Below are 22,897 nucleotides of genomic sequence, written 5' to 3'. Positions count from 1 at the left end.
GGTTATGCCTCAACATGAAAACAGGTTCAACTGCTTGTGCTTTTCGTGCGTTAATTGGCGCAATACGTCCTGATATACTTTAGGCCACACGAACTTCGAAATCTCCTCGAAAGCCACCCACGCTCCCTCGCGGCTCGCATGCATGTCAAAAGGTTGGCCCTCAACTTGATCATACTCGAGAGGCGCATAGACCACAACCGTCCAGTCCAGGTGGGTAAACGCGTGCGTGGCTTCGCACACGCGCTCAAACGCGACCGGCGTCTCCTCTCGCACGGCTGCCGCTTGGGCGGCCTGCCCGAAGCGAAGCTCAGCGTAGCGCGCCCGCGCATACTCCTCCAGGGACGCAAGCGGACTGGCCGCTTGAGGGGGATGGTCGATCTCGACCGCCGGCAACTGCCACATCCCGCCGAGCAAACCGCCCTCGGGCCGCTTTTCCGCCCAGAAGGATTGCCCGCGCGTGATCCACAGGGCCACCACCGTCTGCCTGCGGCGCGATCGCTTCGGCAGGCGTTGCGGCAAGCGGTCCGTCGCCCCGAGCGCGAGCGCCTTACAGCTCGCAGCCACAGGGCAGGCCTCACACCGCGGCCGCTTGGGGACGCAGACGAGTGCCCCGAGTTCCATGATGGCCTGCGTCAGAACTCGAGGTGTTCCCTCCGCCAGGGCCCGTGCAACCTCCCGTTCGATCCGGCGCTTCACGGCCGGCAAGTCCACAGGGTCTTCGATGGCAAGATACCGGGACATCACGCGCAGCACGTTTCCGTCCACGGCCGGGAACGGGCGGTTAAAGGCGATGCTCTGCACAGCGCCAAGCGTGTAGGGACCGATTCCAGGCAGCGCCTCAAGCTCCTCCGGGCGGTCGGGAATCCGCCCACCGTGTCGATCCCGCACCACCTCCATGGCTGTCTTGAGGTTGCGCGCGCGGCGATAGTATCCGAGCCCCTCCCACAGCTTGAGCACGTCATCCGTCTCGGCATTCGCCAGATCGACTGGAGTGGGGAAACGTTTCATAAACCGCTCGTAGTACGGAATCACGGTCTCCACGCGCGTTTGTTGCAGCATGGTCTCACTGACCAAAATCGCGTACGGGTCCGATGTCCGGCGCCAGGGGAGGTCGCGGCTCGTCTGGTTGTACCACGCTTCTAGTGTATGTGCGAACGCTGCCAAGCTTTCTTCCACTGTTTGAACGACTCCTTCCCGAACGCGGCTGCTTTGGCATCTGTTCACCTCATACCGCTCGCCGCCTCGGAGAACAATACGCCTGGAGGTGGGTGGCCATGTGGAACCTGATGAATGCAGTGAACGGGATGGCTCGCGGCAGAATGAACTGGCGGCGGCGAAATCAAGGGGTGGGCACGATGACGGCCCTGTTGATTGGCGCGAGCGTGGGCATCGCAGCTTGGGAGGCCGTGCGCCAGCGACAGAACAAGCATCCGATGCAAAATTCTGCGCAGGAGTTGGCGCAGCAGGTGATGGATGAGATCCGCCAATAAAACCTCGACAGAGGCTCCAAGGCCCGCCCTCGCGGCGCGGGCCTTTGGCCCGTCACCCGCTATTGCGAGCTCACCTCGCCTAGGGGTAACGGCGGTGAACGCCGTACTTGTGTTTCCAAACCTGGTACGACAGACGGCTGCGCTTGAAGCTGTCCACGAAGCGCTGCGTGTTGTCCAACACGCGCCTCGCCTCGGCCAGGCTCATCTGCCTCGAGAACAGCGCCTGACCAAATTCCTCAAGGTCGATGATATGGTAGTACGACCGCTCGTAGAGCAGGACGTCCACGTACATGTCTTCGACGTAAATGTACTCCTGATCTTCCCAGACCTTGACGAGATCCACGTAATGGTCAAACCGCAGGCGGGGATGCTTCACCGGGACACCCTTGTCCATGCACGTGCTGACGGCGATGCCCCACTGAGGATAGATCTCGCGCAGGTGATTGGTGTAGCCCGGTTCGAATGCGGGGCGCTGCACGACCACCAACCCAGGTCTGCGAACAAGCTTTTCGATCACGAAAGGCTCATTCGAGCGGTCGATTCCGCGTTCTTCGCGCTTGTGAATTTGTTGAACGCGGCCCTCTCGTAGCGCCACAAACGCCCCTCCTGCCTGTCCGTAAGATCCGCTTTCCATATAGACTACCATGAGTTGCGTAAATCACAAAGCTGGAGGAAGCGTGTCACAGAAGCCGCGAACCCCGGTGCGGTTTGAACCTGCGCCTGGATTTGCGCAGAGGTCGCTCTTGCACGCGGCCGTCGCCCCCGGACGGCGCCGACCCACGCGCAGGCCGGACGCGCATCCGAGCGCCTCGCTTGGCGCGAAGCCGCTGAAACGCCCACCAGCCGCCGAAGCCCATGCCCGCGAAAAGAACGACATACACGTACCACGGCGCCGCCGCGAGCGGTTCCGCATACGTGAGGGACGCCGCATCCGCATGTTCGATCACGACCCACTTGCCGTCAGCGCCAAACAATCGGCTCTGAGGCGGAAGCATGGCGCGATCGCCATTGGTGGGGTTGTAAAAGAGGAGGTACCCCTCCTCGTTTTCGCCTTCGTACTGCCAGTCGTCGATGACGCGCTGGCCGAAATTGACCTCGTGATACAGGGGATCTCGCGCAACGAAGGGCATGATCAGGCGGTAACCTTCATACACCATGAGGAACAGCGCCAACGCCGCCGACACAGCCATCCACACCGGCAGTCTGCGCTTCTTGCCGACGCGCATCCTCCGCCCCATTCGCCACACCTCCGGTTCTCCACGCTGAATCGTATGAACCGGGGCGACCAGGGAGAACAAGCGCGGACGACGCGACGTCACACGAACAGTTCTTCGGACTCGATGAGCTTCGTCAGCTGCTGCACAGCGGCCTGCTCATCCGTGCCGCTGGCTCGAATCACGACCCGCTCGCCGGACGGAATGGCGAGACTCATGACACCCATGATGCTCTTGGCGTTGACGGCTCGACCGTCTCTCTCCACGAACACTTCCGCTTTGAAGCGCGTCGCCTCTTGAACGAACTTGGCGGCCGCGCGCGCAAACAAACCGCCGCGCAGGCGGACAATCGTTTCCTTCTCAAACATTTTCATCACCAAGTCCTCAGGATTGATCTCCAGTATACCATTTGAAACACCGCGTAAGATAGCGGTTTCACGGCTCTTTATGGCTCATTTCTGACGATTTATCGACAGCCGCGCCACCTTTTTTCGAGCGATCTCGCAGCGCCTGGGCGATCTCCTCCAACTTGCGAAAGCGATGATTCAAGCCAGACTTGGAGACGCGTCCGCCGATGGCGGCGCTCAGTTCCTGCAGGTTGGATTCTGGATATTGGAGACGGAGCATCGCCGCTTCGCGCAGATGCTCGGGCAGGCTCTCAAGCCCTAGCGTATGCTCGATCAGCCGGATGTGTTCCAATTGGCGCACGGCGGCCGAGATCGTCTTATTCATGTTGGCGGTCTCGCAGTTCACCAGGCGATTTACCTGATTCCGCATCCCTTTAACGATCCGCCGATCCTCGAACTGAAGCAGCGCCCGCACGGCGCCGATGACGCTCAGGAACTCGACGATCTTCTCGACTTCTTTGATATAGACGATGTAGCCTTTCTTTCGCGCAGTCACGCGGGCGTTCAAGCCATAGTGATTCATGAGGTGCATCAGCCAGTCGGCGAGATCGTGCGAGTGCGCGTACATTTCCAGGTGATACGATGAGCTGCCGGGGGCGTTGACCGAGCCGCTCGCGAGAAAGGCGCCGCGCAGAAAGGCTCGCCGCGCCTCGTCCCTGCGCGGCAACGACCACGCGCAGGCCAGAGGCCCCTCGGCGATCTCCCCTCGGTACTCCAGTTGTTCGAGGACTTGTTCTGCCTGCGCGCGGCTCAGACGCAACGTGTAGACGTGGTTCTTCTTGAGGCGCATCTTCCGCCTCACGACCACCTCGGGACGAAGGCCGAACAGTTGCTTGATGGACGTGTACACGCGCCGCGCGGTTGCCACGTTTTCCGTCTCCATCACGAGCGCGCCCGCACCCTCCTTCAGGCGAAAGGATGCGCTCAGGGCAAACACGGCCATGAGTTCGTACCGAGTTGCCGCGGGATCCGATGCAATTTGCGTCAGTTCCTTTTTGGTCTCCGCGGCAAACGACATCGCCATCTCTCCTATCTCATCACGTGCTTCGTGTCCCGCTCATAGCCAAGGAGGCTGACAATCTGTTCGGCCACCTTGCGACTATCGTGGCGCGCGTAGGTCGCGTAATGAATAAAGTCGCGGGCAATGACCTTGAGGCCGAGCTTGTGAAGTTCCTCCATGTCCACGCGCACCGGATAGCTCTGTTGCTCCTGGTAGCGCCTCAGCGCCTCCTCGGGCAGCGGCGCCGCGTTGACCAGCACATAGTCAAACAGGCGGCGGCCCACGTGCCGATAGATGACGCGCACGTGGCTCGATGCGGACAAGTCATCTGTCTCGCCGCGCTGCGTCATGACATTGCATATGTAGATCTTGCAGGCCTTGCTCGAAGCCACGGCATCCGAGATGCCAGGCACGAGCAGGTTGGGCAGCACACTCGTGTACAGACTGCCCGGCCCGATGACGATGGCGTCCGCCGACTCGATGGCCGCCAACACATCAGGCAAGGGCTCGAGCTCGGCAGGAACGAGCTCCAGTCGCTCGATCCGTCCGCCAGCTTCCGGAATGCGCGATTCACCCTCAACCACGCGGCCATCTTCCAGATACGCGCGCAGCCGCACGTCCTCGCGCACCGCGGGAAGCACCTTACCGCGAACGGCAAGGACGCGGCTCGTCTCGCGAATGGCCGATTCGAAGTCCCCCATGATATGGGTCATGGCCGCGAGAAACAGGTTGCCGAAACTGTGCCCCTCCAGCCCTTCGCCCGCCGGAAAGCGAAACTGGAGCAATCGCTCCAACAGGGGCTCCGTATCAGCCAGCGCCACCAAGCAGTTGCGAATGTCTCCGGGCGGCGGCATGGCGAAATCGTGGCGCAGCCTTCCCGAACTTCCACCATCGTCCGCCACGGTGACGACCGCGGTCAGATCCACGTCGTACTCTTTTAACCCGCGGAGGATCGTCGACAACCCGGTGCCCCCGCCGATACAGACGATCTTCAGCCTGCGCTCGCGCCACTTTTGCATCCGCCGCTGGCGGCGAATGTCCGACCACCACCCAAACGCGAGCAACAGAAGAGCGGCAAGCACGACAGCCACGCCGATCTCGGCAGCGTGCGGCCAGCGCGCGAGCCTCACGACGCCCGTCAAAAGGCCCATGCCGAAACAGGCGATGGTCCACGCGAGCAACCACCACTGTCGCATGGGCTAGTCCTCCCGCCTGAAGTCCCGATGCGTGAGATCGACCAAGGCGACGTCCTTCAGGTGTTCCGCAATATGTTTGGCGACCGCCACGGATCGATGTTTACCACCGGTGCAACCCACACCTATGACCAGATGGCTCTTCCCCTCGCGCTGGAATTCAGGGATAAGAAAGTCCAACATGTCTTCTGCTTTCTTCAAGAACGCTTGCGTCTGTGGCCATTGCATGACGTAGTTGTACACGGGTTCATCTTCGCCCGTGTGCGGTCGAAGGTGATCGATATAATGCGGGTTCGGCAAGAATCGGACGTCAAACACCATGTCCGCATCGAGCGGGACGCCAAACTTGAAGCCAAAGGAGATCACGTGCACGGGAAGTCGCATGGCATGTTCCACGAAGCGGCGGCTCAGCTCCTGTTTGAGCTGATTGGCCGACAGATTCGACGTGTCGATCACGACATCCGCCGCTTGCCGCACCCCCGCAAGCTTTTGTCGCTCCGCCTGGATGCTCTCGAGGAGCCGTCCTCCCATCGACAGCGGATGGCGGCGGCGCGAGGCTTTGTAACGCCGCACCAGCGTCGCATCGTCCGCGTCGAGAAAGACCAGCGTGACGGTCACGTCCCTGCGCTCGCGAATCTCCTGGACGGTCATCAGAAGCGGTTCGAAAAGCTCTCCACCGCGCAGATCACAGCCAAACGCCATCTTGGTGAGCTTGCCGGACGCGTGCTCGGCCATATCGATGAGCCGCGGCATGAGAGCGGGCGGCAAATTGTCGACACAGAAAAACCCAAAGTCTTCAAACGCCTGCATCGCGGTGGACTTGCCCGCGCCCGACATGCCGGTCAGCACAATCGCCTGCAAGCGGTGGGTCACAGCACATCCCCCTCTTGGCTGCGCGCAAAAAGCGATTCCAGCGGATAGCCCCCAGGATCCATCTCGTAGCGAAGCAGGCGATGCTCCGCATCGTAGGAGAAGCTGCCGAAAAAGACGCGATCATCCCCCAATGCCTCGGCGGCCATGGCGTGAAGGAGCATGAGGCGATCGCCCTCGTCCATAGGAAGCCCTGGAAGCTCGGACTTGGTCACGACGGCCAGCGTCCCCTCGCGATGAGACTTGTGAAGCGTTCCGGCCGCGCCGCGCCCAACAAATTGAGCGATAATCCGGCGCTTCTCTTCGCTTTCAGGACCTTCTGCGATGTGAATTTCATACACGCCGCGCAGTTCTGCATCCGCGAGGTCCAAGCCGGTCTCTTCCGCGAACTCGCGCATCGCCGCGAGCCTCCACGATTCGCCCGGTTCGACCTTGCCGCCCGGCAGGTACCACCATCCGCGGCGCGGTTTGCGCAACATCACGAACCCGCCGTCAAACGGTGCGTAACAGTTGACAATCACCTGCAAGGCGTCCACCCCATTTGTGAACAGCATAGCATGCTCCGCCAAAAGTATACCAGGGATGCGTTCGACACAAAAAAAGCGGCACTCGGAGACCGAGTGCCCAAGAACCTCTATATCAAAAGGGGGTCAAATGTGCTACGTCTATAGAGTAGACCGCACATGTTTCATCCGTGTTACATCGGCGTGAAATTTTGATGACCGCCAAACGTTTTTTAACGGCCTCGTGTGGCGAGGCGTCGCCTCAGCGTCCCGCGCTCAGCGCGGTTTCGCCTCATTCCTCGCGAGCCGGATGTCCGCGCCACCCGGCGCGAAGCACAATCTGCTCGAGCCGCGAGCTGCACTTGCTGAGCGAAGATGGCGATACGTTGAACTGCGCGGCGAGATCGCGCTGCACAACGGGCACGTCGGCGTACCGCAGCACCACGTACAACACACCGGACGCCCACGTCTCCGGTTTGACAATGCGCTTGCGCACGTCCAGAAACAGCTCGTCGTACAAATAGGCGAGCCACAGGCGGCGCGCTTGGCCGGCAAGTGAACTCAGGCCATGCGCGACCAGCCATTGGTGCACGAGATCCCAAACTTCGCGCCACTGCGGCTGCAGGTCCAGGACAATGTCTTGGCGGACATCCTCGAGCCGCACTTCGACGGGCCCAGCTGCGCGCCACATCCGGGCGGTTCCCTTTGCGCCCATTCGCTTCAGCGCAACGAGGGTCTGTTCCTGCAGCGAAGCATCGATATCCGAGCGCGCGAGAAACGCCTTCAGAGCCTCCTCTGCGTCCTCGTCTGCGACCACGGCGAGCGCTCGAATCACCCGCTGGCGCACCTCACGGTTTCCATGGCGAAGGCTCCAGTGGAGCGACGCTCGCAGCAAGGGATCCCGCCGCCACTCATCCGGTGATGAGTTCTGAAGGCGATCCCGGACCTCAGCGAGTTGCATCTCGACGGGGATGTCGAGCTGATAGCTGATGCTCACGGCGCGCTGCCCGGCCGCGCGCGCCTGGCGCACGCGCTCCAGATGATAGTCGGCGAGCCGCGCGCAATCCTCAAAGCGGGCCAGTTGTCGCCACAGGCATTCGGCGGCCTCCAGATTGCCTAGATTGGCGTGTGCGGCGGCCAAACCGTGCAAGAGCATCGGATGGTCTGGAGGGACGAAGCGAGCCGTGCGACGAAACGCCGCAAGCGCCTCGGCGTGTCGGCCCACGAACCCCAGCGTGATGGCCACCTTCATCGCGACCTCTGGATGAAGGGGAATGACCTTCAGGAGGGGCTCCACTGCGCGATCCCGCTCCTCCTCATTGCCGAAATGTTGCAACAACAGCGCGCGGTTGCAGAGCGCATGAAGGTTGTCGGGCTGGCGCTCGAGCACGCTGTTCGCCATGGCCAGCGCCTTGTCGTACTGGCCCGTATAGTAATACGCCAAACTCAAATTGTTCCGGGCTGCGATGTGGGAAGGATCGGATGCCACCACCTGCTCCAGCCACTCGACAGCGACCTCGAACTGCCCGTTTTCCAGGAAGTAACGACCATCCTGGATAGCCTGCATCGTCTCCGCGCGAGCTTCCTCGCGCTGCTTGCGCTCGAGTGCCCGGCCGCCGCCAAACTCGTCGATGAGGATGCCGAGCATCTCTTCCGCTTCGGCGGCGTACTCACCGTCGGGATCGAGCTCCAGGTAGCGGAGGAGATGCTCTTCAGCCGCATCGTAATCGCCTAGATTCGCGTAGTTGTTCGCAAGATAAAACCAGCATTCCGCCATCTTGGGATCCATATGTTCAAGCACGTAGTGCAGAAGGTCGCTCGAAGCCTGAAAATCGCCCAGCTCGGCGAGCACGCCGGCCAGATTGCAGTAATTCACCGGGTTGTCGGGCTCATACTCGACGGTCTTCTGAAACGCCTTCACCGCTCGCTCCAAGTCGTTCTTCCGCAAGAAGCGCATGCCTCGCTCGAAGAAATAGGACGCGTCCAGCTTCATCGCGATCACGTTTTCGAGTCTGTCCACCTTGTTGTAGCGATGGCGACGTTTGTCCATTTGCACCTTGTGCAGCGCCTCCTTTGCCACCATCCAACCGGCACACGCACGTATGGCGGATCGCCCGAGCGCACCCGCGCCCGTAACTGGTGGAAAAAGTATAACACAGTGGGCCAGAAATGGCGAAGTTCCTCAAGAAATTTGTACATGCTATAATGAATAGACGCTTTTGGAGGACTGTACAGGGGGATGAACGTGAAATCGGTCAAGCGAAGCATCGCACGAGCTATCGCAGACATCGTGGGGCGGCCGGAGGACGAGATCGCTCGCATGGTGGAATATCCGCCGAACCCCGCCCTGGGCGATCTCGCCCTTCCCTGCTTCCCGTTTGCACGCGAATTGCGGAAGAATCCGGCGCAGATCGCGGAGGAACTTGCGGCGAGTGTCCGGCAGGCCGATGGCGTGGAGAGCGCCCAGGCCGAGAAAGGGTTCCTGAACATACGATTGGCGAGGCCGGAGTTTGCCGAACGCGTCGTGAATCAGGCCATCTCCTCCGTGCACGACCTGTTCTCCCTCGAACGCGGACGTGGGCGGACGGCGGTCATCGATTATTCGTCGCCAAACATCGCCAAGCCGTTTGGCGTCGGACACCTGCGTTCCACCATCATCGGCCATGCCATCAAACGGATGATGCGCGAGGACGGGTGGAACGTCGAAGGGGTCAACCATCTCGGCGATTGGGGCACCCAGTTTGGCAAGGTGATCGCCGCGTACCTCAAGTGGGGCAACGAAGAAGAGGTTCGCAAGGACCCGATCAAGGAGTTGTTCCGCCTGTACGTGCGCTTTCACCAGGAGGCAGAGTCGTCGCCCGAGCTCGAGGATGAAGGGCGGCTGTGGTTCAAGAAGCTCGAAGAAGGCGATCCAGAAGCCACCCGCCTGTGGCGCTGGTTCATCGAAGAGAGCCTGCGCGCATTTCGGCAGGTGTACGACCTGCTCGGCGTAGAATTCGAGCATTACATCGGCGAGAGCTTTTACAACGACAAGATGGACGCGATCGTGCAGGAGCTGCGCGACAAGGGGCTGCTGGTTGAAGACCAGGGTGCGGAAGTCGTCGACCTGTCGGCGTACGACATGCCGCCCTGCATCATCGTGAAGTCCGATGGCACGTCCATTTACGCCACGCGCGATCTCGCCGCGGCCGATTACCGGCACAAGGCGTTCGGCGCGGAGGCGCTGTTGTACGTCGTCGGCGCCGAGCAGAAGCTGCACTTTCAGCAGGTCTTTAAGGTTCTGGAGCTCATGGGCCGGGACTACGCGAAACATTGCGTTCACGTCCAGTTTGGCCTGATGAAGTTTAACGGCCAACGGCTCTCCACGCGGCGCGGTCACGTCGTGTACTTGGAGGATGTCCTGCAGAAGGCCATTGATGAGGCGCGCGCCATCATCGACGAGAAGAACCCGGGCCTCGAGAACAAAGACGCGATCGCCCGCCAGGTGGGTGTGGGCGCGGTCATTTTCAACGACCTCAAGACGTTCCGCGTGCACGAAGTCGACTTCCGCTACGAGGACGTGCTGAACTTTGACGGCGAGACCGGGCCGTACGTCCAGTACACCCACGCCCGCGCGTCGAGCGTGCTTCGCAAGGCCGGGACGGCGGCTGAGGCGGCTCGCTGGTCATCCACGCACCGGCCGGACGACGCGGAGTGGGCGCTCGTGATGTTGCTCGCGCAGGCCAACGAAACCCTCGAGCGTGCCGTCGACTCGTACGATCCGTCCGTGATCGCGCGATACGCGCTGCAGATGTGCCACGCTTTCAACCGGTTTTATCACGATCACCCCATCCTGCAGGCGGACGAGCCCGCCCGCACATCCCGCCTCGCGCTCACGCGGGCCGTGCGTGAGGCACTCGCCAAATCGCTGTACTTGCTCGGCATCGAAGCGCCGGAAGAAATGTGAAAGCGGCGGATCCTTCCGCCGCTTTTCCATTGCGTTGCGCTATGGCATTCCGACCCCCGCGCCTTCTCGGGCGGATGCGCGATGCGGGCTTGACGCAGCCGATCCACGCTTCAGCCGCCGCCCTCCGACTGCGCCGCGATCATCTGCTCCAGCTCCTCGGCAAACTGCTTGGCCGCATCGAGCCCCATGCCCTTCAGGCGGAAATTCATCGCAGCCACTTCGACGATCACGGCGAGGTTGCGGCCGGGCCGCACCGGCACCGTCACTTTTGGCAGGTCGATGTCGAGAATTCTCATGGTCTCCGTCTCGATGCCGAGGCGGTCATACGCATGGTTGTCTCGCCAGGCTTCCAAGTGCACAACCATGGAGATGCGCTTGTATGGCCGCACGGCTCCAGCGCCAAACAGCGTCATGGCGTTCAAGACGCCGAGGCCGCGAATTTCGATGAGATTTTGCAACAGCGGCGGCGCGCTGCCGACTAAATAATCATCGGAAATTTGGCGAATGACCACGGCATCGTCCGCCACGAGCCGGTGCCCGCGCTTGATGAGCTCGAGCCCGGTCTCGCTCTTGCCAATTCCGCTCGATCCGATGATGAGGATCCCGATGCCGTACACATCCACCAACACGCCGTGCTGAAGGGTCTCCGGCGCGAGCTTATCCTCGAGATAGTTCGAGATGCGCGCCGTCAGGCGCGTGGTCACCATCGAGGTGCCGAGCACCGGGATCTTTCGCGATGCCGCCTCTTCCAGCAGCACCGGCGGCGGAGTGTCGCCGCGCGTAATGATGATACACGGCGTCTGCTGATACGAACAGAAGGCGAAGGCGCGCAGCGCCCTTTCCTTCTCATTGAGGCCGCGCAGAAACGACAGCTCAGTTCTGCCCAGAATTTGAACGCGGTCAGCCGGATGATAGCGCAGATATCCAGCCAGCGCGAGACCCGGCCGGTTGATGTCGCGAGTGTAAATCACGCGGTCCAAATCCGCGTCTTCGTTGAAGACCTGCAGGTCGAGATCGCGCACCAACTGCCTGACACTGACGCCCCGTGGATTCGCCACCGCCTCGTCCCCCCTCCAGCGCCTCGCCATCGCGGGCCGTCAGTCGCGGGCCGCTTCCAGGTCCAACGCTCGTCGCCCGGCCATTCTCGCGCGATCACGCTCCAGGATGGGACCGAGAAACCGACCCGTGTGCGACCGCGCGTTCCGACAGATCTCCTCCGGCGAACCGGCTGCGACGACCTCCCCTCCGCGGCTGCCACCCTCCGGCCCGAGGTCGATCAGATAATCCGCAGTCTTGATGACGTCCAGGTTGTGCTCGATGACAAGCACCGTATCCCCATTCTCGACCAGGCGATGAAGCACGGTCAACAGCCGCTCGATGTCGGCAACGTGAAGTCCCGTCGTCGGCTCGTCCAAAATGTACAAGGTCCGTCCGTTCGAGCGCCGGTGGAGCTCCGAAGCGAGCTTCACGCGTTGCGCCTCGCCACCGGACAACGTCGTGGCCGGCTGGCCCAGCTTGATGTAACCGAGGCCGACGTCCACCAGCGTCTGAAGGCGGCGCCTGATGCGCGGGATGTTTTCAAAAAACGCGCACGCATCTTCCACCGTCATGTCGAGCACGTCCGCGATGTTTTTGCCCTTGAAAGTGACCTCCAGCGTTTCGCGGTTGTACCGCTTGCCCTTGCACACCTCGCAGGGCACATAGACGTCAGGAAGAAAGTGCATCTCAATCTTGATAATTCCGTCGCCCTTGCACGCCTCACACCGGCCGCCGCGCACGTTGAACGAGAATCGCCCCTTTTTGTAGCCCCGCATCTTTGCCTCGTTCGTCGAGGCAAACAAATCGCGGATGTCGTCGAACACGCCCGTATAGGTGGCCGGGTTCGATCGCGGCGTCCGGCCGATGGGCGACTGGTCGATGTCCACCACTTTGTCCAAGTACTCGAGCCCCAGGATCGCGTCGTGATCGCCCGGCTTGACCCGCGCTCGGTTCAGGTCTCTCGCGAGGGCCTTGTGCAGGATCTCGTTCACGAGCGTGGACTTGCCCGATCCGGACACGCCCGTCACACAGGTGAAGAGGCCGATGGGAATCTTGACATCGATGCCCTTCAGGTTGTTCTCGCGGGCGCCTCGCACCTCGAGCCATCGGCCGTCCGGCTTTCGCCGCTCATCGGGGACGGGGATGAAACGCCTGCCGGACAGATACTGGCCCGTCAGCGATGCCGGATGTTCCATGATCTCCGCCGGCGTGCCCTGAGCCACCACCTCGCCGCCGTGAATGCCAGCGCCCGGGCCCATGTCGATGATGTAGTCCGCCGCGAGCATCGTGTCCTCGTCGTGCTCCACCACAATGAGCGTGTTGCCGAGGTCCCGCATGTGCTCGAGCGTTCGGATGAGCCTCTCGTTGTCCCGCTGGTGCAGTCCAATGCTCGGCTCGTCGAGGATGTAGAGAACGCCCATGAGCGAGGAGCCGAGTTGCGTGGCCAGGCGAATCCGCTGCGCCTCTCCGCCGGACAGCGTGCCGGCCGATCTCGCCAGCGTCAGGTAATCGAGTCCAACGTCCCGAAGAAACCCGAGTCTGCTCTCGATCTCCTTCAACACCTGGCGCGCGATATGCATCTCCTTTTCGGAGAGCGTGAGCCCTTGGAAGAATTCGAGAGCCTCCGAGACGGTCATTTCCGTGACTTCAGCGATGTTCTTCCCGCCGACACGCACGGCCAGGCTTTGCGGCTTGAGGCGGCGGCCCTGGCAAGCGGGACATGGCTTCGCGCTCATGAACGACTCGATGAACTCGCGGATAGATTCGGACGCGGACTCCCGATACCGGCGCTCCAAGTTCGGGATGACGCCCTCAAACGGAATGTGCGCGGTCTTTTGCTGACCAAAGTCGTTTTCGTACGTGAAACGGATGAATTGCCCGTTGCCGTGGAGCAGCATCTGGAGCGCCTCGTCCGGCAGCTCGGCGACCGGCACGTCCGTCGGAATGCCAAACGCCTTGCACGCCGCCCGAAGCAGCTCGGGATAATAGTTGGAGAACGAGCCGCTCCACGGCGCGATGGCGCCTTCCTCAATCGTCAGCGAAGGATTCGGGATGACAAGTTGCTCGTCCACTTCCAGATTGACGCCGAGGCCCGTGCACGCTTCGCAAGCGCCGAACGGGCTGTTGAACGAAAACATGCGCGGCGCCAGTTCATCCACCGAAAACCCGCAGTGTGGGCATGCCGCGTTTTGACTGAACAACAGTTCATCCCCGTCGATCACGTCAATGACCGCAATGCCCCCGGATAGCCCGAGAGCCGTCTCGAGGGAGTCCGCCAACCGGCTCGCGATGTCCTCGCGCACCACCAAGCGATCGACCACGACCTCAATCGTGTGCTTCCGATTTTTTTCGAGTTGAATGTCCTCGTCGAGATCCCGCACATCGCCGTCGACGCGCACGCGCACGAAGCCCTGCTTGCGCAGTTGTTCCAGCACGCGCTGATGCTCGCCTTTGCGCCCGCGCACGACCGGCGCCAGGACCTGCAGCCGCGTGCGTTCCGGCATCTGCAGCACGCGGTCCACCATTTGCTCCACGGTCTGCGATTCGATGGGGATGCCGCAGTTGGGACAAAACGGCTGACCCACGCGCGCAAACAGGAGGCGGAGATAGTCGTAAATCTCCGTCACCGTGCCGACCGTCGACCGCGGGTTCCGGCTCGTGGTCTTCTGATCAATGGAGATGGCCGGAGACAAGCCGTCGATGGCGTCCACGTCCGGCTTGTCCATCTGCCCCAGAAACTGACGTGCATACGCGGACAGCGACTCGACGTAGCGCCGCTGTCCCTCCGCGTAAATGGTGTCAAAGGCGAGCGACGACTTGCCGGAGCCGCTGAGACCGGTGATCACGACGAACTTGTCGCGCGGAATCTTCACGTCGATGTTCTTCAAATTGTGCACGCGGGCCCCGCGCACGTGAATGAAGTCCTGTGGCATACCGTCTTCCTTCTTCCCTCGCGCCTCACGACGCGTCCATGAGTTCCATAATCATATCGCGCAACTCCGCGGCCCGTTCGAACTCCAGCGCTTTGGCGGCCGCCTTCATTTCCTCTTCCAACTTGGCGATAAGCTCCTTGCGCTCGCGGCCCGATAGCCGTTGGGCCTGCTCAGCCACCGCCACGTAGTCCTCCTCCGACTCGGCCACCTTGGTCGACTCGATGACGTCGCGCACCGCTTTTCGGATGGTCTGCGGTGTAATGCCGTGCTCCTGGTTGTAGGCGATCTGCTTCTGGCGCCTGCGCTCCGTCTCTTCGATGGCGATCCGCATCGACTCCGTGATGGTGTCCGCGTACATGATGACGGTGCCGTTCGCGTTTCGCGCCGCCCGGCCGATGGTCTGGATGAGCGACGTGTGCGACCGCAGGAAGCCCTCCTTGTCCGCATCCAGGATGGCCACCAGCGAGACTTCAGGCAGGTCCAGTCCTTCGCGCAGAAGGTTGATGCCGACCAGCACATCAAACACGCCGCGGCGCAGATCTCGCAAAATGACCATGCGCTCGATGGTTTTGATGTCAGAGTGCAGGTACCGCACCTTGATGCCGAGCTCCTTGAGATAGTCCGTCAGGTCCTCGGCCATCTTTTTCGTCAACGTCGTCACCAGCACGCGTTCGTCGCGGCGAATGCGCTCCCGAATCTCACCGACCAAGTCGTCGATCTGCCCTTTGATGGGCCTGACGTGAATCTCGGGATCCACCAGGCCCGTCGGCCGGATGATCTGCTCCGCAAGCCGCTGCTGGTGCTTCTGTTCATACGGCCCCGGCGTGGCACTCACGTAAATACATTGGCCCACCGCCCTTTCAAACTCCTCGAACTTGAGCGGGCGGTTGTCGGCCGCCGAGGGCAAGCGAAAGCCGTGCTCGATCAGCGTCAGTTTCCGGCTGCGATCGCCGTTATACATGCCGCGCAACTGGGGAATGGTGACGTGGGACTCGTCAATGAACGTCAAGAAGCCAGGCGGAAAGTAGTCCAAGAGCGTGTACGGAGGTTCGCCGGCTTCGCGGCCTTCGAGATGTCGCGAGTAGTTCTCGATGCCCGAGCAAAAGCCCATTTCGAGCATCATCTCGATGTCGTATTGCGTGCGCTGCTCCAGCCGCTGTGCCTCCAACAGCTTCCCCTGAGCCCGCAGCTCCGCAAGCCGTTCGTCCAGCTCCGCGCGAATGCGCTCGATGGCCCTCTCCAGGCGCTCGCGCGAGGTGACATAGTGCGACGCAGGGAACACGCTGAAGTGGGCTCTTCGTGCCACCACTTCCCCTGTCAGGACGTTGATCTCCGAAATCCGGTCGATCTCGTCGCCGAACAACTCGACGCGGATGGCGTTTTCGTCCCGCGAGGCCGGAAAAATCTCCACCACATCTCCGCGCACGCGGAACGTGCCGCGCGTGAAGTTGACGTCGTTACGGGTGTATTGCATATCGACGAGCTTGCGCAGCATCTGATTGCGGTCCATCGTCGCGCCCACCCGCAGCGACAAGACGTGTTGGCGGTACTCGGCGGGATTGCCGAGGCCGTAGATGGCGGACACGCTCGCCACCACCAGCACATCGTTGCGCTCCAAGATGGCCGCCGTCGCAGAGTGGCGCAGCTTGTCGATCTCGTCGTTAATCTTCGCGTCCTTTTCAATATAGGTGTCCGTCGACGGAATGTACGCCTCCGGCTGATAATAATCGTAGTAGCTCACGAAATACTCAACCGCATTGTTGGGAAAAAAGGCGCGAAACTCTGCGGCCAGCTGAGCCGCCAGCGTCTTGTTATGCGCAATGACCAGGGTCGGACGATTGACCTCCGCGATGATGTTGGCCATGGTGAACGTCTTGCCCGATCCCGTCACGCCAAGCAGCGTCTGATGGCGGAGGCCGCTTTCCACCCCGTCGACGAGTGCCTCGATCGCCTGAGGCTGGTCGCCCTGAGGCTTCATATCCGTCACAAGCTCAAACTTTCCGGGTAGCGCGGACATGTCTCGCCCTCCTCGCGCATGGACTCTCTGCGGACGGGAATCGACGTGGTTACACTGTAGCACATCCGCCGGGAAAAGGGAACACACGTTCCCTTCAACGCAGAAACGGATGCTCAGGCAATCCTCGTCCATTATAAAAAACCGGCAGTCACTGGCGCAAAGGGTTGCGCTGTTGGCGTCGTGTGGCGAGCAGGCGTGTCGTGGGGATAGGGGCCCGGAATTAGGATAGAAGCCCGGAAAGCGGCAGGGATGAGTGGCGAGGGCAAGCTCCGGCTCAGTTGGTGGGCAGAGCCGGAGCGGTGCCCGGAGCATACGCTTTGCGCAAGACGACGATATTCACGCGCCGATTCGCCTGTCGGCCCGCCGGCGTGGCGTTCGACGCCACTGGGTGATACTGACCGTAGCCCATGCCGGCTAAGCGCGTGGGATTGATGCCGTGATCGGCCAAGAACCGAACGACGCTCATCGCGCGCGCTGCGGAAAGCTCCCAGTTCGACGGATAGATGGGCGTGTTGATGGGCTGCGTGTCCGTGTAGCCCTCGACGACAATGTCGTTCGAGATCTGCTTGAAAAACGGGATCAACCCTTGAATGATGGCTCTCGCCTTGGGCAAAAGCACCGCTTGGCCCGTGTTGAAAAGCGCCACGTCGCGCATCGTGATCTGGACGCCGCGCGCCTCATCGACGACCTGTACTTCGCCGGACAGGTGATGATTGGCGATGTACTGTTGAATCTCCCTGTAAAGTAGGTCCAGCTGCTTCGCGTCGGCGAGGTTCTCATTCGCCTGCTGATTCTGAGACGTCGTCGAGTTGGTGGGACTGTTGGGATTCTGCAGGTTATCCGGGAACTGCTGGCCGTTGTTCTGATCGCCGCTCTCGAGCAGCGCCGATGTGCCCAGGTTGATGGGCACCTGCTGTCCGGGGTGCAGCGCCTGATACAGAGACTCCGCGAGCGTGGCGAAGCGCGTCTTGTCAATGGTCGACATGGCGAACATGACGACGAAAAACACGAGCAGGAGCGTAATGAGGTCGGAGTACGTCACCAGCCACCGCTCGTGGTTTTGCTTATGCTTAGGCTTCTTGCGCCGCTCCACTCTGCACACCCGCCTTCTTCTCGACGCGATCGGACGCTGCCAAGAACGAGAGCAGCTTTTGCCGCAGCACGTTCGGGTTCTCGCCCGCCTGGATGGACAGAATGCCTTCGAGCGTCATCTCCCGCTCGAGCATCTCCGCCTGCGATCGCGCCCGGAGCTTGTTGGCCACGGGCAGCCAGAAGATGTTCGCGCTCGCGACGCCGTACAGCGTGGCGATGAACGCTGTGGCGATCTCGGGCCCAAGCGTGCTGACGTCACTCAGGCTCCCGAGCACGTGTACCAGCCCCATGACCGTGCCAATGATACCCATGGTCGGAGCAAACCCGCCCGCCGCCTCGAACATGTTGATGCCGACCTCGTGGCGTTCCTCAATGTGGGCGAGTTCGGTCTGCAGCATATCCTTGACCAGCTCTGGGTCGATCCCGTCGACGATGAGCCGCACGCCGTTGCGCATAAACGCGTCGTCGAACGAGTTGACGTGGTCCTCCAGCGCGAGAATCCCTTCGCGGCGGGCCATCACGGCGAGATCGACCAGTTGGTCGATCTGCGCACGCGGGTCACGCTTCGGCGCAAAGAAGGCGATTCGCAGGTACTTCGGCAACGACAGAAACACCTTTAACGGACTCGATAGCATCGTCGCACCGAGCGTGCCGCCAAAAACGATCATCATCGCCGAAGGCTGGATAAGTGCAGCGATGCTTCCCTTGTCGAGGATGTACCCCCCGAGGAGTCCGCCGATGCCGAGCAGCAATCCGAGTACCGTTGCGAGATCCATGCGACCGCCTCCCTACGAACGAGAAGATGGAGAACCGCGCCTGACGTCGCCCTGCACGCGCAGATAGAGCGTTTCGAGAAATCCGAACGGACGCTTCAACCTGAGCACAGGCTCGTCTCCTGGAAGAACAAAGATGATGCCGAGATGATGCCGTTCTCCCTCGTAAACGGGGCTCGACACCAGCCGGGGCTCGCCGCGATCGTCCGTCAGCTGAAAGCGGGCGTAGGCCGGATTTTGTTCCAGCGCGAAGTGAAAGTCGTACTCCGTGCGCACAGGCGCCTGATTGACGTGGCTAATCAGTTCTCCTGGCTTGATGCCGAGCCGCTCCGCGAGCGAACCGCGGATGACGTACAGCACGCGAAGCCCCCCAGAATCCGGCGCAAAGCGGGGCTCGCGATTCCGGTCCATGCGCGCCAGCGCGAACCTGTAGATCTCGGTCAGCGCGACGAGGGCGACGGCCGCGTAGAGCGCGCTCTCCGCCCGCCACATCCGGGCGCCCACGAAGCCTGCGATCAAGATGACACCGCGCGCGACGTCAAGCCACCGCAAGTAGTGCAAAGCGCGCTCCACTTTGACCGACGTCAATAGGGCATGCCATCCTAAAGCAAGTGGTATCGCAAACCACGCTAACGGCTGCCCCGCCGCGATGTGCCAAGGATGCCACCCGGGCGAGAACGCGAGATGCGGCCGGGCGAAGGGTTGGATCCAAACCGCGACGGGGACGACGTAACCCAACTGCAGCTTCATCGCACCCATCCGGCGACCTCGCCGGGACGTCACGAGGGCAGGGAGAATGGCGTCGCGGATTCCCCACAGGCTCAGAACCGCCTCCGCCAAAACCGCGGCGGCACCCACGGCGAGCCAACTCGCCCGAGGCATCTCCGCCACGGCCTGCCAAAGAGGCGCCCAATTGCCGGGAATCGCCCCGTGATAGAGGCGCAAGAGCGACGACAACACGACCGAGACGGCGATGGCGATGGGGGCGGCGGCCAGGCGAGATCGGATCACGCCGAGCAAAATCGACACGACACACACATACACGACGGACGGCCAAGTGACCTCCACACCCGCCGCAAGTAACGCGAGGCTCGCCACAAGTCCCACGGCGCATGCCCTGGCGTAGCGCAGCAACAGCGTCTTGCCGATCCGCGTGACGCGAACGCCAAACCACATGCGCTCTCGCCGCACGTTTCGCACTAGGTCCCAAATGACGAAACCTGTCGCAAGATAGTGATACGGGTTGAGCACGAAGCTGAGGATCAAAAGGCCGACCAACGCCCACCAGCCATTCGCCATCACATGCATGGACGGTATCCCTTTCTGCTGCCCGCAATGTCAGGCATCTTACACGCGTAGAAAGCGCCGAACCGTGATGACGCCTCCCCACATGCCGATCAGAAGCCCCATGGCGATCAGGATGACCGCGAGCTTCACCTCAATCTGACTCGCCTGGACCAGCGGGAACGCGAGCCCGCTGAACACGCCCTTGGCCTTCACATAGAGCGAGCGGTACCCATACACGAGAAGCGCCACGGGGATTGCACTGCCCACCAGGCCAATGATCATCCCCTCGATGATGAACGGCCAACGGATGAACCAGTTTGTGGCGCCCACGAGTTTCATAATTTCGATCTCGCGCCGCCGGTGAAAGATGGTCATTCGAATCGTGTTCGAGATGAGGAACATCGACGTCACAATCAGCCCCACCACGAACACGATGCCCACGTCTCTCACGACGGCCAGCGTGCGGAAGATGGCCGCGGCGAGCTTGTGAGGATCACGCACAGCCGCGACACCTGGGATTTCACTGACCTCCTTCGCGAGCCGGTCAATCTGATGTGGGTCCTGCGGCTTGACAACAATTTGGATGGGCAACGGATTTTGCTTGAACGCGTTCAGCACGTCGCTCAGTTCCTGCCCCAACTCCTGCTTCATTTGCTGCAGCCCTTCATTTTTCGAGATCACCTGTACGGACGCCACACCCGGAAGCTCGCGAATCTCCTGCGCCACCACTTTGCCCTGTTGCTCTGACGCGTTCACATTGAGGAACGCACTGAACTCCAGCTGTCCCGTGACACTGTTCGACATCTGTTGCACGTTGAACGTGAGAATCAGTGAGAAACCGAGCACGGCTAAGGTTACAACCACGGCGCTGAGGGCCGCAAACGACATCCACCCGTTGCGCACGACATTCTTGATACCTTCGCGTACGTGCCGAATCCACCTAGTCATCATAGCCGTAATACCCTTTCTCCTCGTCTCGCACGATCACGCCGTTCTCAATCGCGATAACGCGCCTGCGCATGGTGTTGACGATTTCGCGGTTATGCGTCGCCATCACGATCGTGGTGCCGAGATCGTTGATCCGCTGAAAAAGGCGCATCACGTCCCACGATGTCTCTGGGTCCAGATTGCCCGTGGGCTCGTCCGCGATGACAACCGCTGGATTGTTGGCGAGCGATCTCGCAACGGCCACGCGTTGCTGTTCGCCGCCCGACAACTGGTGAGGATACATGTTCATCTTGTCTTCCAGGCCCACCTGCTCGAGCACTTCTTTGACCCGTTTGCGGATGTACTTCGGCGGCGCACCGATAACCTCCAGCGCGAACGCCACGTTTTCCGCTGCCGTGAGCTTTGGAAGCAACTTAAAATCCTGAAAGACTACGCCGATGGTTCGGCGCAACAAGGGGATTTTGCGATCCTTCAACTTTTCAATGTTAAAGCCATTGATAAAGATGTGGCCCCGCGTGGGTCGTTCCTCGCGATACATGAGCTTGATAAAGGTGGACTTCCCGGCGCCACTCGGACCGACGATGTAGACGAATTCACCCTTCTGAATGCGAACCGAAATGCCGTTCAGGGCCTGGGTCCCGTTGGGATACTCCTTCCAGACGTCCTGCATTTCAATCACTGTGCGGATCTACCCCTCATCCCATGATGTAGTGACCGTGTTCTTCTCTCGTCTGTATTCATCCGACGGTTGCCCCGACGCACATTCGACCCCAGACACATACTGACCCACTTCGACACGCAGCGCCAAAATTCCTGTTGGCAAATCGTGTCCAACATGCGAACTTGCTTCAGAAGTCCGCAAAAGATGCTTTCCAGGTAGCCGTGCAGAAGCGCTCGACGGCGTCGCGATCGACGTGATCCGACAGCCCAGCCCAGTCTGGCACGCGGATGGTCCCGGGTTCCGCGAAGGAGATGGGTTCGCGGAGCACGTCCTCTTCAAAGTACCGGTCTGCAGGTCCGAGATCCGTGGGATACCGCATGCCAGGGAGCGCCGCCGCGATGAGCCCGTGCGCCCGGCCGACGCCGGTCTCGTACATGCCTCCCACCCAGGCGCTCATTCCAGCCAAGGTCGACGCACGCAGGACGCGAAGCAGCCTGCCGAAGCCGCCGAGCCGACCTGCCTTCAAATTCAAGACGCGCCCCGCACCCAGCCGTACAGCGAGTTTCACCTCGCGCGCGGAGCGGACGCTTTCGTCCAGGCAAAGGGGCGTCTGGAGCGAAGCCTGCAGTTCGGCGAGATCGAACCAGTCGTCGTCCGGAAACGGCTGCTCGATAAACTGAAGATGATACGCGTCCAACGCCTGCAGAAGTGGCGCATCCGTTTGAGCGTAGCTGCCGTTTGCATCCACAGCCATGGGCAGGTCTGGATACCGCCTTCGCACCGCTTCAATCATGTCGCGATCGCGTCCCGGCGCAATCTTGAGCTTGATTCGTCGGAATCCTTGCTCCACAGCCGCATCGACGGATTGAATGAGCGCATCATCCGAATCCATGATTCCGATGGTCGCGCCCACCTCCACGCGGTCGCGCGCGGCACCGAGCAGCTTCGCGAGCGGCTGATTCGTGCGTGCGGCGTACCAGTCCCAAAGTGCCATTTCCAGTGCGGCGACGCTCATGGCGTTGCCGCGGACGTCGCGAAATGATTCGTACACGTGTTGCGGATCGATGTCACGGCCAAGCGACCGAACCCACCTCGCCAAGCGCGGTACGAGATGATGGACAAGCACGGTCCAAGCCGTGTCTGTACATTCTTCCGTATACGTGGGTTCCGGGAGCGCCACACATTCCGCCCAGCCTTCGATCCCGTCACAATCCACAAGTTGGACGAGGATGGCCTGCTTCTCGCGGACGTCTCCATGGGCGGTGCGCATCGGAATTTTGAGTGGAAGGGATAGGCGATACAAGATGCAAGTGCGGATCATGCGGCGAACCTCTCTTGTCGAGATGACGGGTAAGAAAGACAGGTGGTTTGCAAGGTACTCTAGAGGTATATCGCAATGGCTCTGAGGTTTCAAGAGAGGGATGAGCCACGTGCGTGTCAAGTTGTCGTAGGGGACCTCACTGCGCCAAGCCGTCACGCAATGGTGTGCGGAAGCCGCGCCAGCTCACGAAGCACGTACTTCACC

Annotated in this window: 20 protein-coding genes; 2 read left to right on the top strand and 18 right to left on the bottom strand. The window is 61.2% G+C overall.

Annotation, left to right across the window (positions count from 1 at the left end):
- Nucleotides 1-9 precede the first annotated feature (9 nt).
- Nucleotides 10-1,176 carry an A/G-specific adenine glycosylase gene (mutY, locus tag BW934_RS11355; protein WP_076348177.1) on the bottom strand — a complete coding sequence of 389 codons (1,167 nt, stop codon included), beginning with the start codon at nucleotides 1,174-1,176 and terminating at the stop codon, nucleotides 10-12.
- 98 nt (nucleotides 1,177-1,274) lie between these two features.
- Between mutY and BW934_RS11350 the strand changes: the two genes are divergently transcribed.
- Complete coding sequence (locus BW934_RS11350) at nucleotides 1,275-1,490, top strand: hypothetical protein (protein ID WP_076348175.1); 216 nt, start codon at nucleotides 1,275-1,277, stop codon at nucleotides 1,488-1,490.
- 79 nt (nucleotides 1,491-1,569) lie between these two features.
- On the opposite strand, the gene BW934_RS11345 is transcribed toward BW934_RS11350, so the two are convergent.
- The 8 genes from BW934_RS11345 to BW934_RS11310 form a co-directional block, all read right to left on the bottom strand.
- Nucleotides 1,570-2,085, bottom strand: coding sequence for a DUF402 domain-containing protein (locus BW934_RS11345; RefSeq protein ID WP_076348173.1), 516 nt, complete (start codon nucleotides 2,083-2,085; stop codon nucleotides 1,570-1,572).
- 85 nt (nucleotides 2,086-2,170) lie between these two features.
- Nucleotides 2,171-2,728 carry a hypothetical protein gene (locus BW934_RS11340; protein WP_076348172.1) on the bottom strand — a complete coding sequence of 186 codons (558 nt, stop codon included), beginning with the start codon at nucleotides 2,726-2,728 and terminating at the stop codon, nucleotides 2,171-2,173.
- 77 nt (nucleotides 2,729-2,805) lie between these two features.
- The gene (locus tag BW934_RS11335; protein WP_076348171.1) at nucleotides 2,806-3,078 is read right to left on the bottom strand and encodes an HPr family phosphocarrier protein; all 273 of its coding nucleotides are present in this window, start codon (nucleotides 3,076-3,078) and stop codon (nucleotides 2,806-2,808) included.
- A 61-nt stretch (nucleotides 3,079-3,139) separates the two neighbouring features.
- Complete coding sequence (gene whiA / locus BW934_RS11330) at nucleotides 3,140-4,129, bottom strand: DNA-binding protein WhiA (protein WP_076348170.1); 990 nt, start codon at nucleotides 4,127-4,129, stop codon at nucleotides 3,140-3,142.
- A gap of 11 nt (nucleotides 4,130-4,140) precedes the next feature.
- Nucleotides 4,141-5,307 carry a gluconeogenesis factor YvcK family protein gene (locus BW934_RS11325; RefSeq protein ID WP_084182581.1) on the bottom strand — a complete coding sequence of 389 codons (1,167 nt, stop codon included), beginning with the start codon at nucleotides 5,305-5,307 and terminating at the stop codon, nucleotides 4,141-4,143.
- A gap of 3 nt (nucleotides 5,308-5,310) precedes the next feature.
- Nucleotides 5,311-6,177: an RNase adapter RapZ gene (rapZ, locus tag BW934_RS11320; RefSeq protein WP_076348169.1), complete on the bottom strand. Its 867-nt coding sequence runs from the start codon at nucleotides 6,175-6,177 to the stop codon at nucleotides 5,311-5,313.
- On the bottom strand, nucleotides 6,174-6,728 hold the full coding sequence (locus BW934_RS11315; protein ID WP_076348168.1) for an NUDIX domain-containing protein: 555 nt from the start codon (nucleotides 6,726-6,728) through the stop codon (nucleotides 6,174-6,176). The genes rapZ and BW934_RS11315 overlap by 4 nt, the downstream gene beginning before the upstream one ends.
- A gap of 241 nt (nucleotides 6,729-6,969) precedes the next feature.
- Nucleotides 6,970-8,760: a tetratricopeptide repeat protein gene (locus BW934_RS11310; protein ID WP_076348167.1), complete on the bottom strand. Its 1,791-nt coding sequence runs from the start codon at nucleotides 8,758-8,760 to the stop codon at nucleotides 6,970-6,972.
- 156 nt (nucleotides 8,761-8,916) lie between these two features.
- On the opposite strand from BW934_RS11310, the gene argS reads away from it, so the two are divergent.
- The gene (gene argS / locus BW934_RS11305; protein ID WP_076348166.1) at nucleotides 8,917-10,623 is read left to right on the top strand and encodes an arginine--tRNA ligase; all 1,707 of its coding nucleotides are present in this window, start codon (nucleotides 8,917-8,919) and stop codon (nucleotides 10,621-10,623) included.
- 110 nt (nucleotides 10,624-10,733) lie between these two features.
- Here argS and hprK read toward each other — a convergent pair whose 3' ends face one another.
- The 9 genes from hprK to menC form a co-directional block, all read right to left on the bottom strand.
- Complete coding sequence (gene hprK / locus BW934_RS11300) at nucleotides 10,734-11,681, bottom strand: HPr(Ser) kinase/phosphatase (protein WP_076348165.1); 948 nt, start codon at nucleotides 11,679-11,681, stop codon at nucleotides 10,734-10,736.
- A gap of 39 nt (nucleotides 11,682-11,720) precedes the next feature.
- Entirely contained in the window at nucleotides 11,721-14,594 is a 2,874-nt protein-coding gene (gene uvrA, locus BW934_RS11295) for an excinuclease ABC subunit UvrA (protein WP_076348164.1), read from the bottom strand.
- 25 nt (nucleotides 14,595-14,619) lie between these two features.
- Nucleotides 14,620-16,611: an excinuclease ABC subunit UvrB gene (gene uvrB / locus BW934_RS11290; protein WP_076348163.1), complete on the bottom strand. Its 1,992-nt coding sequence runs from the start codon at nucleotides 16,609-16,611 to the stop codon at nucleotides 14,620-14,622.
- 274 nt (nucleotides 16,612-16,885) lie between these two features.
- Nucleotides 16,886-17,704, bottom strand: a complete 819-nt coding sequence (locus BW934_RS11285; RefSeq protein WP_076348162.1) for a flagellar motor protein MotB — start codon at nucleotides 17,702-17,704, stop codon at nucleotides 16,886-16,888.
- Entirely contained in the window at nucleotides 17,682-18,479 is a 798-nt protein-coding gene (locus tag BW934_RS11280; protein ID WP_076348161.1) for a flagellar motor protein, read from the bottom strand. The genes BW934_RS11285 and BW934_RS11280 overlap by 23 nt, the downstream gene beginning before the upstream one ends.
- Before the next feature lie 12 nt (nucleotides 18,480-18,491).
- Nucleotides 18,492-19,784 (bottom strand): zinc metalloprotease, encoded by a 1,293-nt coding sequence (locus tag BW934_RS11275; RefSeq protein WP_076348160.1) that lies wholly within the window; start codon nucleotides 19,782-19,784, stop codon nucleotides 18,492-18,494.
- Between the two features lie 39 nt (nucleotides 19,785-19,823).
- Nucleotides 19,824-20,714, bottom strand: coding sequence for a permease-like cell division protein FtsX (gene ftsX, locus BW934_RS11270; protein WP_076348159.1), 891 nt, complete (start codon nucleotides 20,712-20,714; stop codon nucleotides 19,824-19,826).
- Entirely contained in the window at nucleotides 20,704-21,390 is a 687-nt protein-coding gene (ftsE, locus tag BW934_RS11265) for a cell division ATP-binding protein FtsE (RefSeq protein WP_076348158.1), read from the bottom strand. Before ftsE ends, ftsX begins: the two co-directional genes overlap by 11 nt.
- A gap of 169 nt (nucleotides 21,391-21,559) precedes the next feature.
- A complete protein-coding gene (gene menC / locus BW934_RS11260) occupies nucleotides 21,560-22,693 on the bottom strand; it encodes an o-succinylbenzoate synthase (protein ID WP_076348157.1) in 1,134 nt (377 codons plus the stop codon).
- Nucleotides 22,694-22,897: the final 204 nt, after the last annotated feature.

It is taken from the genome of Alicyclobacillus vulcanalis (genome assembly GCF_900156755.1).
In the GTDB taxonomy this organism is placed as follows: Bacteria; Bacillota; Bacilli; order Alicyclobacillales; family Alicyclobacillaceae; genus Alicyclobacillus; species Alicyclobacillus vulcanalis.
The sequence above is the reverse complement of the archived record's forward strand: the minus strand, read 5'-3'. Positions and strand labels throughout refer to the sequence as shown.